The 14053-nt window shown below is 74.0% G+C and carries 11 protein-coding genes; 7 read left to right on the forward strand and 4 right to left on the reverse strand.

The window, feature by feature from the left end:
* Positions 1-203 precede the first annotated feature (203 nt).
* Positions 204-1853 carry a hypothetical protein gene (locus I6A81_RS21555; protein WP_202998682.1) on the forward strand — a complete coding sequence of 550 codons (1650 nt, stop codon included), beginning with the start codon at positions 204-206 and terminating at the stop codon, positions 1851-1853.
* 133 nt (positions 1854-1986) lie between these two features.
* On the opposite strand, the gene I6A81_RS21560 is transcribed toward I6A81_RS21555, so the two are convergent.
* Both I6A81_RS21560 and I6A81_RS21565 read right to left on the reverse strand, forming a co-directional pair.
* Positions 1987-3711: a hypothetical protein gene (locus I6A81_RS21560; RefSeq protein ID WP_202998681.1), complete on the reverse strand. Its 1725-nt coding sequence runs from the start codon at positions 3709-3711 to the stop codon at positions 1987-1989.
* Positions 3704-4162, reverse strand: coding sequence for a hypothetical protein (locus tag I6A81_RS21565; RefSeq protein ID WP_202998680.1), 459 nt, complete (start codon positions 4160-4162; stop codon positions 3704-3706). The genes I6A81_RS21560 and I6A81_RS21565 overlap by 8 nt, the downstream gene beginning before the upstream one ends.
* Positions 4163-4721: 559 nt before the next feature.
* On the opposite strand from I6A81_RS21565, the gene I6A81_RS21570 reads away from it, so the two are divergent.
* A complete protein-coding gene (locus tag I6A81_RS21570) occupies positions 4722-4880 on the forward strand; it encodes a hypothetical protein (protein WP_202998679.1) in 159 nt (52 codons plus the stop codon).
* 246 nt (positions 4881-5126) lie between these two features.
* Here I6A81_RS21570 and I6A81_RS21575 read toward each other — a convergent pair whose 3' ends face one another.
* Positions 5127-6242, reverse strand: coding sequence for a toll/interleukin-1 receptor domain-containing protein (locus I6A81_RS21575; RefSeq protein ID WP_202998678.1), 1116 nt, complete (start codon positions 6240-6242; stop codon positions 5127-5129).
* Positions 6243-7205: 963 nt separating this feature from the next.
* On the opposite strand from I6A81_RS21575, the gene I6A81_RS21580 reads away from it, so the two are divergent.
* The 4 genes from I6A81_RS21580 (at position 7206) to I6A81_RS21595 (ending at position 10957) form a co-directional block, all read left to right on the forward strand.
* Positions 7206-8177 carry an ABC transporter ATP-binding protein gene (locus I6A81_RS21580; RefSeq protein ID WP_202998676.1) on the forward strand — a complete coding sequence of 324 codons (972 nt, stop codon included), beginning with the start codon at positions 7206-7208 and terminating at the stop codon, positions 8175-8177.
* Positions 8174-9007, forward strand: a complete 834-nt coding sequence (locus I6A81_RS21585; RefSeq protein ID WP_202998674.1) for an ABC transporter permease — start codon at positions 8174-8176, stop codon at positions 9005-9007. The genes I6A81_RS21580 and I6A81_RS21585 overlap by 4 nt, the downstream gene beginning before the upstream one ends.
* Before the next feature lie 70 nt (positions 9008-9077).
* Positions 9078-10283, forward strand: coding sequence for a sensor histidine kinase (locus I6A81_RS21590; protein ID WP_202998672.1), 1206 nt, complete (start codon positions 9078-9080; stop codon positions 10281-10283).
* Positions 10280-10957, forward strand: coding sequence for a response regulator transcription factor (locus I6A81_RS21595; protein ID WP_202998670.1), 678 nt, complete (start codon positions 10280-10282; stop codon positions 10955-10957). Before I6A81_RS21590 ends, I6A81_RS21595 begins: the two co-directional genes overlap by 4 nt.
* A 92-nt stretch (positions 10958-11049) precedes the next feature.
* On the opposite strand, the gene I6A81_RS21600 is transcribed toward I6A81_RS21595, so the two are convergent.
* Positions 11050-13260 carry a WD40 repeat domain-containing serine/threonine protein kinase gene (locus I6A81_RS21600; RefSeq protein ID WP_202998668.1) on the reverse strand — a complete coding sequence of 737 codons (2211 nt, stop codon included), beginning with the start codon at positions 13258-13260 and terminating at the stop codon, positions 11050-11052.
* A 245-nt stretch (positions 13261-13505) separates the two neighbouring features.
* Between I6A81_RS21600 and I6A81_RS21605 the strand changes: the two genes are divergently transcribed.
* A partial coding sequence (locus tag I6A81_RS21605) for a toll/interleukin-1 receptor domain-containing protein (protein WP_203010286.1) occupies positions 13506-14053 on the forward strand: 548 nt, incomplete at its 3' end.

Genomic DNA, 14053 nt, shown 5'->3' on the forward strand with positions numbered 1-14053 from the left:
ATGCCATGATTCCGTCCCAGCCCGGTTCTGGCGCCGACGGCCCGACCCCGCCTGACGGCCCGCCTCCGCCGCGGGGCCCATCGCCCGTCCAGCGGACGACGGATGGTCCGCCACCCGTCGAGATCACGGTCGAGTCGGGCAGCTGGCGCTTGGACCGGCAGGCCGACCCGACAGGCGGACGGCCGTTCTACACGGCGGAGCTGGTGACCGACCCCACAGGCACGGGCCGGTCCCGGCGGGCGTGGGCCACGGCCCAGCCGACCACCGTCAGGCTGGAGGAGGCGGTCGGCTTCGCGATTCCGCGCCAGATCCAGCAGTACCTGCGCGACCTGCCGCCCCGGCCCGGCTGGCCGGGTCCGCCGGAGGGGCCGCTGTCCGACGAGACGGTCCGCGCGCACCGGCCCACCCGGCACAGCCCGGTGCGCGTCGCCGGCGAGCCCGCGTCGCGTCACGGCCGGCTGCTGCGGCACGAGGAGCCGCTGATCGACTGGGAGCGTGACGGTGTGCGGGTCGAGGTGTTCCTCGGCACGGCCAGCCGGGGCCTGTCGCTCGGCTACCGGATCAGCGAGATTACGCCCGGCCGGGAAAGGGACGTCGTGTTCTGCGGGGTTCGCCGCACACTTCCCTCGCTGGACGGTGACCCGGTCGACGACACGATCCGCCATGTCGTGCTGACGGTCATCGGCCGGGCGTTGCACGACGACACCGTCACGGAGCGGCAGCACGCCTTCGTGCGCCGCCACCGGGCGGTGATCGGCGCGGTGGTCGCCCGCCCGCCCGATCACCCGTTCCCGGACGGCACACGCGTCGTCGCCCACAAGAGCGACCCCGCTCGCCGAGCCACCGGCACGGTCCTGGTCGCTGTCGACGACGCGGACGGCCACGGCTACCTGTGGCGCCCCGACGCCGCCGACCTGCCTGGCCATCCCTGGCGCGACCAGCCCACCTGGGCGCTGCGCGCCCACCCGGACGACCTGCGCCCGACGCTGGCCGTCCCCGAGGCCCTCGACAGCGCGTTCCTGACGACCGGCGCCCAGGTCGCGACGATCGACGATCCTCGCTTCGCCACCGGAACCGTGCTGCGTGCCTTCGCCGACGGCGGGGCGCCGCGCTACGAGATCGAACCCCACGACGTCCCGCTGCCCCCGGTCGTCCTCGACGCCGACGACCTGGTCCCGCTGCGCGGCACCGCCTGGCCCACCGTCGAGGTCCTGCTCGCGGCCCGCGCCACCGCCGGCCTGTCCCCACAGGCCGGCGAAATGCTCGTCACCGCCCGCGAGACCGCGATCGTGCTCGCCACTCCCGACGGCCCCGACGTTCTGACGGCACCTGGCCGGCGCCAGACCAACCCGGCGCTCGACCCCGGCCAGCACACCCGCCCCACCCCGGTGCCCGAGCATCTGCTCACCCCCGCCCGGCGCACACCGACCCTGACCTGGACCGGCGACGGCACCATCCGGGTCGACGACCCCGGGCACGGACGCCTCGACGTCGGCGAGGAACTCTTCAACGCCGCGATGCGCCACCCGCCCGCCGAACTGGACGCGATGCTCGCCCGCCGCCCATGGCTGGCCACCAGCCCGGACCAGCCCGCGTTCGTCGCCGCGGCCCTCGCCGCCCGTTACGCCGCCCGCGACGTGCTGCGCGTGCCCGCCCTCGAACCCGGCCCGCCCACCCGGCCCGGCGCAGGCGATCGGCCGGTCGATCTCCCGGCCGGCGCGTCCCCGACGGCTGCCGGCCCGTCGGACATCCCGGGCGGCGAACCAGCGGCCGAGGCTGAGCCCCTCCCACCTTCGCCGGCCACCGACCCAGATCTCGCCGGCCCCGACCCGTCCCCGGATCCCGGTCTCTGACGGCGCTCGCCCGGATGAGGGCCGCGCTTCCCCGCGCGGCCCAGACGCGTCGCGTCGCGCCCCCGACACTCCGGTCGCGCTCGACGAGCTGCCCGCGGGGCGGTACGGCGGCGAGCGTCGCCGACCTTGAGGCCTAGAGACCCAGCCCCGTGTCCGTGACAGGCGGAGGCGAGGCCGCCTGGCCGGGTGCCGCCGACGGCTCTGAGACGGCGGACGTGGCGGTCGAGATCGGCGAGTCCGCCTGCGCGGCCAGGGACGTCGGCGTGAGCCACTCCGGCGCGTGGATGGCCACGAGCGCCGCGAGGGTGATCCGGGACTCGGTTCCCCTGAGGTGCAGGCGGCGCGCGTGGGGGCGCAGCATGTCCCACAGCTGTGGGTCGGGGTGGCACAGCGCCTGTTCGAGATGGTCGGTGTCGCAGGTCAGGATCCCGTGGTGCGGGTCGTGCAGCCACGTGGTGTGGTCCTGGCGGGCGCGGTCAAGCGGCGGCAGCGCCGGCGCGGGCGGCCTGGTGGCGGTGAGGACCGTGGTGGTGGGGCTGGTCGCGGCGAGAAGCGCGGCACGGCCCGGCGTCGGCTGCGGCCCGGGCAGCCTCGCGCACGCCGAGACCAGGCGCAGCGACTTGGCCGCGGTGTCGGCATAGCTGGCCAGCAGATCGTCGGTGACCAGGCCGGGGCCGCCGTACTGGCCGGCGTCGAGCGGGCTTTTGAGCAGTCCCTCGCCGGCCAGGCGGCGCACTGCTATGTCGCTGGCGGTCGCGAGGTCGGGCAGGAGGACGACAGCCCGTCGCGCGACACGGAGCAGCGCGGCCAGGTCGGCCGCGGTGGCGGTGGCGGCGGCGTCGTTGAGCTGATGGCGCAGCCCGGCGGCGAGGCGGGCGGCCTGGCGGCCCTCGAAGCCCAGCGTCCGCATCCGGCCGACGTCCTGGTGGAGCGCGGTCCAGGCCAGGGCGGCGCGGTGGGCGCAGGTGGAGACCTGGGCGTAGGCATCCTGGGCGGGATGTGGGCCGTGACGCCGGGCCTGATCGGCGAGCTTCCAGGTCAGTTCGCTGATCGCCGCCGCGAGGTCCGCGAACTCGGTCAGCGTGACGTGGTGCGATCGAACCGGTGGCCGGGTCAGGACGTGGGCGGCGTGACGCAACCGCTCCAGCTTCAGGTCAAAGGACTCGCCGATCTGGGCGCCGAGCAGCGGGGTGACCTCGTCGAGGACGGCGGGGAGCCCAGGTCGGTCGCACGAGTGCCCGATCGTGGCCGCGGCGTCTCGGAGGTTGCCGAGCCGGTCGAGTGCCCGGGCCACCCGCAGCACTCTGCTCGGATCCGCGTCGCGCGGCGGTGCGCGGCCCGGGCCGTCGCCCGGGCTGGTGGGCGGGGCCGCCGCCAGCGGGTGGCGGCGCAGATGGTCGGCCCGGGCCGCGGCGCCATCGGTGACCACGACGACCAGCCGGGCGAGCCGGCCCGTCGCGGCGGTGACCGCGCCTGGATGCGTCAGCGCGCCCGCGTCCGGTCCGCGAGGCTCGCCCCGCGGGCCGAGCTGCGCGGACAGCAGGTCGTGCGCGGTGCCCAGCAGGTCCTGCGGCGCGGCCCAGACACTTCCCGGCCCTGCTCGACCCGCTGGCAGGACGGAACGTAGCGCCATCACCGCCTGGTCGACGTGCCAGGCGAGGTCCAGCGCCGGGTTCGACGGCCCGGCTCCCCGGCCGAGGAAGCGGGCGTGGCGGCCCACCAGCGCGAGCACGCCGACCAGTTCGGTGGCGTCCCGAACGACCTCGTCCGCTCCCACGGGCGGTGGGGCGACCGCGGCGAGGGCGGCCTGGCCGCGGGCCGTCTCGGCCAGGTGGCCGTAGGTCAGCGGGTCAGGCATGGCCGAGCGCCGTCAACGCCATCTGGGCGTGGATCACCGCCTGGGCCGGCGGCAACGGGTCCGGCTCCGTCTCGATGCAGGGATACAGCGTGTCGATCGCGGCGTGCAGCACCCGCCGGACGTCCTCCCGGCGCACCAGGTGGTCACCGGCGCCGATCGCGGGGGGAGGCGGCGCCGCCTCGCGCACCCCGGCGAACTCCAGCTCGGCCACGGACCAGGTGATCTCGGTGCGGGCGGTGCGTACGTGCTCCTGCGTGGCCAGCGGGTGGAACAGTAGCCCCGCCAACGCGTGGTAGAGAAGCCCGAGGCCCGCTACCAGGCCCGGCTTCCGAGCCGCGATCAGCGCCGCCGCGACGCCGTGCCACCGCGCCGGGTCCACCCCGTATGACGGATCCAGCCCAGCCGCCACGAGCCGCTCGAGCCGCTCGACCCGCGCCCTCTCTTCATCCATCGCCTGTCCCTTTCACAGTCCCGACCAGAAAGATCCAGTGCATCAGCGCGCCCGTGGAATACGCGAGCGTGGCGACGCCCGCTGTGGATACCGGCGCCGCTGTGGATAACCCTGGCTGGTCGGAACACCGTGAAGGCCCTCGCGCGGTACCTCGTCAAGGCCCTCGCGCGGTGCATCGCAGGGCCATCGCGCATCGGGGATTGACATGGCGCCGCTGAGGCGACGGGAAGCCCCTGCATTGTGGGCGGCTGGGCTGCCGGCCAGTTTTGCGCACCGATACTCGCTGTTCGCCCAGGCCCACAAGATAGTCAACGACGTTTACAGCCGGGCCGTGAGATCTTGATCAAGATATTTCGGATCAACGGCCAGGCGACGGAGCGGTATTGGTGGTGATGCGAACCGCGTACGCCGCGCGGTGCCTGCTCGCGGCAGGGCTGTGTCGTCCTCGTCGGCGTTTCAGGTAGGGGTCGGACAGCGGCTCGGTGACCGGCGCCACGCAGCCACGCTTGTCCCGGGAATCCCACCGGAGCCCTCGGCGTCCGCGCACCTGCTGGTAGCTGTGCCGGGCGTGCTGGCTGATGCGGGCACCGGCCAGCGCCTGGTGGGCCGCGGCGCGCGGCCGGTCGCGCGCGACTGGCGCCTCGACGTCGAACAGGTCCGCATAGGGCAGGTGGGCCATGAGGCGGTCGAGCGGGTGGTCGGCGATGCGGACGGGTAGCAGCCGTTCGCCGAGCCAGGCTTGGTCGGCGGCGAACGCCGCCTGTCACTCGGCCGCGTGCTTCGAGCCGTGGTAGGTGGGGGAGATGACGGCGATCGTCAGGTGCGCCTGGCAGATTGCCGTTGGTCGCCGCGCTGGCGCGTTGCGTCGAACTTGCCGGCGGCATCCAGACCACACTGCGGCCGAGCCATGGGCGGGCCGCTTTCTGCGCCGGTCCCAGGTGGCGCTTGCTGTACGGCGGGCGTGTCAGGACCGCTGGTAGCGGGCCACGGTGCCGTCGTCGGAGGTGAGGGTGAGCGTCAGGCCGGAGTCCTCAAGCTGGCCGGTGAGCACCGTGGGGCATTCCCCGTGGAAAGAAGCGGGGTCGCCGATGGGTTCCACCTGTTCGGTTTCGGTGGCGAAACGCAACTGGTCGCCGTCGAGGGTGACGGTTCCTTCGCAGGTTGCCCGGAAGCCCACCGGATGCCCCTCCAGGAGATCGTACTTCTCGCCTACGAGCCGGAAGTCCGATCCGGCGATGTGCAGGGCCGAGTCTGCGTAGACGACGATCTCTGTCCCGTTGGACACCTGGCTTTGCTGCGCGTGGAACTCCCAGGCACCGGCTGCCTGCTCGGCCAGTGAGGGTGCTGTGCTTCCGGCGCCGGCGCCCGCACCGGCCTGTGCCGTGGGCCCGGGCGTGCTGTTCCCCTTGTCAATGACCGCGATGCCGACGACCACGACAGCCACGACGAGCAGGGTCGCGGCGACGGCGGCGAGCACCGGGCGCGAAAGTCCAGGAGTCCGCACCGGCCCGGTCGCGGCCGGCGTACCCGTGGGGGAAGCCGGCGCGGCGGGCGGCGCGTCCTCGCCGCTGCCCGGCAGTACGGCCACCACGACACCGGGGAACGGCGGCCGGCGGCGCACGGCGCGTTCCTGGATGGGAATGGGCGGCCGGTCGTAGGGCTTGGCGTGGCCGCGCAGGACATCGGTGACGCGGCCGAGGAGTTCCGCGCGCGCGGCATCCTCGCCGTAGCGGCCTAGGTCAATAGGGATGAAGCCACGCAGCAACCCGTCGAGTTGCACGTCTTCGACTCTGACCGGAATGATGGTGACGCTGGGCCCGCTGAGGGTGTCTGGCCAGACGGCCAGCCACTCGGCCCGGGTGCGGGGCGATCGCAGGTAGGCGGCGGATGCGACGAGCAGCATGTAGTCCGTGGTCCGGATGCCCTCGTCGAGGCGTGCGGCCCATGGCATCCCCGGCAGGGTGTCCCAGTGGTGCAGGGTTACCCGAAGGCCCGCTTCTTCCAGCACCCAGCCGATCCACTCCGCCCAGGTCAGGTCCTCTTCGGCGTAGCTGAGGAAGAAGTCCCGCTTGCCGTCCATCCAGGGCCCCCGAAACCTGTGGCTCAGCAGAATAGGGGTGATCATACTGCGCGTCGGGGTCTGACGGACCCGTAAGGCATGACGGGCCCGGATAGAACGCTGCACCGGTCGGATAGAACACCGAAGGAGGCCCATGTCGCATCGACCGCCGCGCCCGGCGCTCCTCACGGAGCGTCACCCATTTGGGCGGCGCACTGTCATGGGCGCGCTGGCGGAAGGCGCCATCGACCTGATCATTACGTAGTGTTACTGACGATCTGACGCCATTCTGATGCAAGAAGGCCCGACATGGGATGGTATGGGCGGGCTGTCGACGGCACGGGCTGCGGACTCCAGCCAGCACCGAGGCCCCGAAGCGTCGACAGGGCAGCACAAGCCGGCCGTAGTCGATACGCCGCGGGAGTCTCCGAAAGTGACTCAACTGCGAGAGGCCTCGACTCATAATTGCCCCTTCGTGCCGAGTCGCGCTCGGCACGGCCCCGGGTCGCTTACGTCAGACCCCGGCCGTGATCCGGTGATCATCCGGTCGTCGGTAGTGGCGTGTTCTTGCGGGCCCCCGGCCGGTTGACCGGGTGTCGGGGCGGCCGGTGCTGGAGATGGCCGCTGGCCGGCGCGGTTTGAAGGGCGGGCATCGCGCGTTGCGCCAGGCGTCCGTGTTCGGGCGGCCTGGGGTTCATGGCAGTGCCTGACGCTGCGTTTCTGGGCTGGCAGTCTTCCGTCCACGCTGGGCTCGGTAAATGGGCCTGCTCGCTGGCGCCGGGACCGTACGCCGAGCCGGGACCCGCGATGGTGGGACTTGGGCCGTATCCTGCCGCGCTGACGGCTCCCGCCGGGGGGTGATCCGCGTGGGCGGGCGGGGCCCGCCGGCGTACCCGCCGTCCGCGGCTGCCTGCCCAGGGTCATAGCCGCGGTTCTGGCTGTGGGCCGATGTGCTGGCGGGCCTGCGCGCGCACCATCATCCACATGACAGAACGTGACGTCGTGACCGTACGCGGTCTACGAAAGAACTACGGCGGCCGGCTCGTCGTCGAGAACCTGGACCTCGACGTCGCGGCCGGCGAGGTCGTCGGGCTGATCGGCGCCAACGGCGCCGGCAAGACCACGACCGTCGAGTGCATTCAGGGGCTGCGGCGCCCGGACGCGGGGACCGTGCGCGTGCTCGGTCTCGACCCGACCCGGCAGGCCGCGGCGCTTCGTCCCCAGGTGGGCAGCCAGCTCCAGAGCTCGGCGTTGCCGGACCGGCTGCGGGTCGCCGAGGCGATCGAGCTCTTCGCTACCAGGAACGCCCGGTCCGGCGAGGAGCTGCTTCGCCAGTTCGGACTGTCCGAGCGGCGTCGTTCGGCCTTCGCCTCGCTCAGCGGCGGGGAGCGTCAGCGGCTGTTTCTCGTGCTTTCCCTGCTGAACCGCCCGCGCCTCGTGATCCTGGACGAGCTCACCCAGGGGCTCGACCCGGCCGCGCGCCGCGACGTCTGGGCGGCCATCACCCAGCTGCGCGACGCCGGCACGACGATCCTGCTGGTCACCCACGAGCTCGACGAGGCGGAAGCGTTGTGCGACCGCGTCGTGGCGATGCGCGCCGGCCGGGTGCTGGACGCCGGCCGCCCGGCGGAACTGGTCGCCCGGCACGCGCCGTGGGCGGTCGTCCGCTTCGGCTGGACGCGGGACGACGTGACGGACCTGGCCGCGGCCCTGCGGGCGCTCCCCGGAGCGCGGGAGGTGTCGGTCGCCGGCGGTCAGGTGGAGGTCCGCGGCGACCGCCGGGTGATCGCCCACGCGGGCGCCGAGCTCGTCCGCCGCGGCGAGATACCCGACGACCTGCGGGTCGAGCTTCCCGATCTCGAGGCGGCGCTGCTGACCCTGCTGGGAGTCCGCGCGGACGCCTCCCCGTCGACAACCCGCGCGACCGCGCCCACGCTGATCGGAGTGAACCGATGACCACCGTGTCCCCCTCCCCGGCCGCCGCGTCGGCCACGCAGGCCGAGGCCGCCTCCTCGGGTGCCACCGCCCACCGGGCGGCGCCCCGCCGGGTCCGCTCCGCGGCCAGCCGGCTGATCCGCGCCGAGCTGCGGCTGATGGTCCGCGAGCCGCTGACCCTCACCTTCGTGTTCGCCTTTCCGATCGTGACGATGCTGATCATCGGCGGTTCGTTCGGCACCGCCGCGGACGAGGAGTTCGAGGGGACGAACCCGGCGCACTGGTACGTCGCGTCCTACCTGACGGTCGTGATCGCGGCCACCGGGCTGATCATGCTCCCGGTGCACATCGCGTCCTACCGGGAGCGGGGCGTGCTGCGCCGGTTCGCCGCCGCCGGCTTCGGGCGGTGGTCGTTCGCCGCGGCGCAGGTCGTCACCGGGCTCGCGACGATCGCGCTGGCCAGCGTGCTCCTGCTCGCCGTCGCCGCGCCTGTCTACGGGGTGCCGGCCGTGCACGACTGGTGGCGGGTCGTCGCGGGGCTGGTCGCCGGGTCGGTCGCCTTCGTCAGCCTCGGGGTGCTGCTCGGGAGCGTCATGCCGTCGGCGCGCTCGGCGCAGGCGGTCGGGCTGCTGCTGTTCTTCCCGTCGTTCCTGCTCGGCGCCGGCGGCCCGCCGCCCGACGTCATGGGTGACGTCCTGCGGACGATCGCCAGCGTGCTGCCGCTGACGCTCGTGACGCAGGCCGTCCGCGGGCCGTGGCTGGGGCTCGGCGGCGCCGACGTGCAGCTTCTGGTGGTGGTGGGCCTGGCTGTCGTCGCCCTGACCGCCTCCGCCCGTCGTACCGCGCTGTGAGGGACCCGATCCCGGCGATGCCAGCCACAGCAAGGTCAGCTACCGCAGGGCCCGCCATAGCATGCGCAGCATGAGAGAGCCGGTGGTGATCGCGGCGCGGTGGGGCCCACCGGCCGCGATCGCTCTGTTCGCCCTCGCGGGGCTGGTGGCCCGCGACCCAGGCCCGCTCAGGATCGGCGGGGCGCTGGCTGTCGTCGCCCTGACGCCGCTGCTGCGGCCGGGCTCGCGGCTGCTGGTCCCGGCGGTCGTGGCCGTCGGGGCCAGCGCCGCGATCGTGTGCTACGGCTCCGCGTCGAACGTCGGGTGGTTCGCGGTGGCGGTGCTCGCCGGGTGGACGGCCGTCGTCGCGCACCGGTCCGTCTGGCTGTCGGCGTGGGCGGGCGCCGTCGTCCTGTTCGTCATCCAGTGGCTCACGACCGAGCCGGACCCGGGGTGGGCGGCCTGGATCGCCGGCACCACGTTCGCGACCGTCGGCTGCTTCGTCGGCCGCCGCCAGCGTGACCTCGCCGACCAGCTCCGGCTCGCCCAGGCCGGGCTGGTCGAGCGGGCGCGGGCGGAGGAGCGCAACCGCATCGCCCGGGAGATCCACGACGTGGTCGCGCACTCGCTGACGGTCTCGCTGCTGCACGTGACGTCCGCGAAGCTGGCGCTCGACGACGACCCCGCCGACGCCGCCCGGGCGCTCGACGAGGCGGAACGGCTTGGTCGGGCCGCCCTCACCGAGGTGCGCCAGGCGGTCGGCATGCTCCGGGAGGACGCCGGGTCGACCTTCGCGCCGCTGCCGGACGCGACCCAGCTCGCCGCGCTGGCTGACGGCTTCCGCGACGCCGGGGTTCCCGTCACGCTCACGGTCGACGGGCCGCTGGAGGACCTGCCCGCCACCACGGGGCTCGCGCTGTACAGGATCCTGCAGGAGGCGCTGACCAACAGCGTCCGGCATGCTCCCGGCGCGGCGACCGCGGCGCGGGTCACCGTGGCGGACACCGCCGTGTCGCTCACGGTCGACACGGCCACGTCGGCCGCCGGCGGCCAGGGGGACGCTGGCCCGCGGCGGACCGAGACCGCCTCCGGGCTGGGCCTGCACGGCATGCGGCAGCGCGCCGAGGCGCTCGGCGGCACCTGCGTCGCCGGCCAGGGGGAGGGCGGCTGGCGGGTCCGCGCGCAGATCCCGCTCCGGCGTGAGTCCACCCGCCCCCGGAAGGCTTCCGCGCCCGCCGCGCCGGCCGCGCCCGCCGCGCCCGCCGGACCCGTCGCGCCTGAGGCGGTGGCGCCGTGATCCGCGTCCTGCTGGTGGACGACCAGGAGCTGATCCGGGTGGGGCTGCGAGGCATCCTGCGGGCCAAGTTCGGGTTCGAGATCGTCGGCGAGTGCGCCGACGGGTCACAGGTGCCCGCGGCCGTCGAGCGGCACCGGCCGGACGTGGTGCTGATGGACGTCCGGATGCCCGTGGTGGACGGGGTCGCGGCGACCGAGGCGCTGCGGCGGCGGGCGGACGCACCGCCAGTGCTGGTGCTCACCACGTTCGAGGACGAGGAGGTCCTCGCGGCGGCGCTGCGGGCGGGTGCGTCCGGGTTCCTCCTCAAGGGCGTCCCGGCCGACGACCTGCAGCGCGCCGCGCGAACGGTCGCCGAGGGAGGCGCCTGGCTGGACCCGGCGGTCACCGGCCACGTGCTCACCACCTACCGGGCGGCGTCGGCGCCGGTCCGTGCGGCCGACGCCGGGCCGGACAGGACCGTCGAGGTGCTCACCGCGCGCGAGCGCGAGGTCCTCGTCATGATCGGCCGCGGCGCGACCAACGGTGAGATCGCCGAGGCTCTCGTCCTCGGCGAGGGCACCATCAAGACCCACATCGGCCACATCTTCGCCAAGCTGCACCTGCGGGACCGGGCCGCGGCCATCGTCTTCGCGTTCGACCACGGCCTCGTCCACCCCACCAACCCGCCCAGGTGAGCCGCCCTCGCGTGTTCGCCGCCGCCTGGTGGTCAGTGCACGACCTTGAGGTTGAACATCGGGGTGCTGAGGGTCCTGGCCTGTTGGTCTGGTCAGCCGATCTGCCACAGCCGCACGGTGTGGTCCGCGCCGGAGCTGGCCAGGGTGCGCCCGTCCGGTGCGAACGCCACCGAGTACACCTCCTCGGTGTGGCCGGTGCGGGAGGAGGCGAGCGGGCGCGGGGCGGAGCGGTCGGAGACATCCCACAGCCGCACGATGTTGTCCGCGCCGCCGCTGGCCAGGGTGCGCCCATCCGGCGCGAAGACCACCGAGTACACAGGGTCGGTGTGGCCGGTGAGGGGGGAGCCGAGCGGGCGTGGGGCCGAGGGGTCGGAGACATCCCATAGCCGCACCGTGTGGTCGTAGCTGGCGCTGGCAAGGGTGCGCCCGTCCGGCGCGAACGCCACCGATTCCACCGCGCCGGTGTGGCCGGTGAGGGGGGAGCCGAGCGGGCGTGGGGCCGAGGGGTCGGAGACATCCCATAGCCGCACCGTGCCGTCGTAGCTGGCGCTGGCAAGGGTGCGCCCATCCGGCGCGAACACCACCGAATTCACCTGGTCGGCGTGGCCGGTGAGGGGGGAACCGAGCAGGCGCGGAGCCGAAGGGTCGGAGACATCCCACAGCCATACCGTGCCGTCCCTGGTGCCGCTGGCCACGATGCGCCCATCTGGCGCGAACGCCACCGATCGCGAAGCAATGGGGTGGCTGGTGGGAAGGTAGCCGAGCGGGCGCGGGGCGGAGCGGTCGGAGATATCCCAGAGCCGCACCGGGCTGTTGAAGCTGCCGGCGGCCAGGGTGCGCCCGTCCGGCGCGAACGCCACCGAACGCGCGGAGTCTGCGGCGATGGGGGAGCCGAGCGGGCGCGGGGCGAAGCGGTCGGAGACATCCCACAGCCGCACGGTGTTGTCGGGGTTACCGCTGGCGCTGGCGAGGGTGCGCCCGTCCGGCGCGAACGCCACCGAATACACGGAGCTTGTGTGGCCGGTCAGGGGCGAGCCAAGCGGGGGGAGGGCGGATGTTGAAGCTGGAGAGGTGGGAGCTGGCGTGGGGGAACTGGTGGGTGGAGGGTCATCGCCAGGGATGAGGGTGAAGGCCAGGACAGTGCCGGCGATGGCGAGCAGCGCCGCGGCGGAGACGAGGGCTAGGCGGCGCTTCGGGCGGGTTCGCGGGCGGTCAGCCTCTTCGCGGGCGGTCGGGGGGATCGCCGGTGTCAGGTTCGGTGGCGGGGGGTCGGCCCGCTGGGTGGGCAGCTTGGTGAAGGCGGCTGTCGATGGCGGTGCCGGCGCGCCCACGTCCGACGGTTGCCGGGCGGGGGCGGGTGGTTCGCGGATGTCCGTGGGTGCTGGCAGCGTGGCGGGGATCGTCGAGGCCGGCGCGGGGGTGGTGGGCTGGTTGGCGGCGGCGCGGACGTCGTCGTCGAGGCGCAGCGCGATGCCGGCGCGGCTGGTCCAGCCCGGGCCGTAGGTGTCGGTGGCTGCGCGGGCGAGATCCAGCGCGAAGGCGTGGGCGGAGGGGTGGCGGTCGGCGGGGTCCTTGGCCAGGGTGCGCATCACCACCGCGGCCACCTGCGCGGGGACTCCGCCGGGCGGGGGCGGCAGGACGTGGAGGTGGTGGTGGATGAGCGCCGGGGCGGGCAGGGCCGGGTCGAACGGCGGGTTGCCGGTCAGCAGTTCGTAGAGCATGACGCCGAGGGCGTAGAGGTCGGTGGCCGCGCTGAGCCGGCCGCCGAGGATCTGCTCGGGGGCCATGTAGACAGGGGTGCCGATCACCGTGCTGGCGGTGGTCGCTGACCCTTCGGCGATTTTCGCGATGCCGAAGTCGGCGACCTTGGGCAGCCCGGCGGCGTCGAACAGGATGTTGGCGGGCTTGATGTCGCGGTGCAGCACTCCCCGCCCGTGGGCGTAGGACAACGCGGCGGCTACCGCCAGCCCCACCGCGCACGCCGTCTCACCGGTCAGGTCCCGGCGGCGGGACAGCGGCCCTCCGGCCAGCAGCTCCATCACGATCAGGTGAAGGTCCTCGGCGGCGACGGCGTCATAGACCCGGACGATGTGCGGGTGATCCAACGAGGCCAGCAGGCGGGCCTCGTTCCAGCTCCGCTCGGTGGCCCCGTCCTGGTCGACCGGGAGGACCTTGACGGCGACGTCGCGGCCCAGCCCGCGGTGCCGGCCGGCCAGCACCAGCCCGAACGCCCCCCGGCCCAACCGGGCACCCAGCTCGTAGCCCGGCAGCGCCGCCGCGATCCGCTCCCGTTCCTCGATCACGACACGGCCAGGGTTCCTCGTCGATGACGACAGGCGGCAGGCGCCATCCCGAATCCCCCCAAACAGGCCACCACGCTACGCACATGATCCTAACCGGCCAGCGGCGACCGGCACAGCCACAGTCGCCCCGCCGACCCCGCTCCGCTTCTCGCACCCGACAGGCGTCCTGAGCGGACCCGCTACCGGCGTTTCCCGGCGGCCGTTCGGTCGGGTGCCGCGGCGGGCGACGATGCCACACTGTGAATATGGCGAACGAGGGCGGCGCAGGCGAACCCGCCGAGGGCGCGGCCTGGGATTTCTTCGTCTCCTACACGCAGGCGGATCGGGCCTGGGCGGAATGGATTGCCTGGCAGCTCGAAGAGGCTGGTTACCGGGTGCTGGTCCAGGCCTGGGACCTCGTCCCGGGCTCCAACTGGGCCCACGGCATGGACGAAGGCATTCGGCGGTCCGCGCGCACGGTCGCGGTGCTGTCGGCGGCCTACGCCCGGTCGGTGTTCGGCACGGTGGAATGGCGGGCCGCCTGGGTGGCCGACCCGCTCGGCGAGCGGCGCAAGCTGCTGGTGACCCGCGTCGAGGACTGTCCCCGCCCGGGCGTGCTCGCGCAGGTCGTGGGCATTGACCTCTTCGACCGGCCGCGGGACCGGGCCAGGGCGGAACTGCTCCGGGCCGCGGAACTCGCGGTCACCGGCGCGCGGGCCAAACCGCCGACTCCGCCGGAGTTCCCCGCGGACGCGGCGCCGGCCGCTGGCAGCGCGGCCCCGGGGGGGGCCGGGGGCGCGGGGGGGGGCGCGGG

It is taken from the genome of Frankia nepalensis (genome assembly GCF_016786325.1).
Classification (GTDB): Bacteria; Actinomycetota; Actinomycetes; order Frankiales; family Frankiaceae; genus Pseudofrankia; species Pseudofrankia nepalensis.

Bases quoted from the DNA above. Each gene is read 5' to 3' on its own strand.
- I6A81_RS21575 (WP_202998678.1), bottom strand. From the start codon at position 6,242: ATGGACGGCAAGCGGGACTTCTTCCTCAGCTACGCCGAAGAGGACCTG.
- I6A81_RS21560 (WP_202998681.1), bottom strand. From the start codon at position 3,711: ATGCCTGACCCGCTGACCTACGGCCACCTGGCCGAGACGGCCCGCGGC.
- I6A81_RS21565 (WP_202998680.1), bottom strand. From the start codon at position 4,162: ATGGATGAAGAGAGGGCGCGGGTCGAGCGGCTCGAGCGGCTCGTGGCG.
- I6A81_RS21590 (WP_202998672.1), top strand. From the start codon at position 9,078: ATGAGAGAGCCGGTGGTGATCGCGGCGCGGTGGGGCCCACCGGCCGCG.
- I6A81_RS21585 (WP_202998674.1), top strand. From the start codon at position 8,174: ATGACCACCGTGTCCCCCTCCCCGGCCGCCGCGTCGGCCACGCAGGCC.
- I6A81_RS21580 (WP_202998676.1), top strand. From the start codon at position 7,206: ATGACAGAACGTGACGTCGTGACCGTACGCGGTCTACGAAAGAACTAC.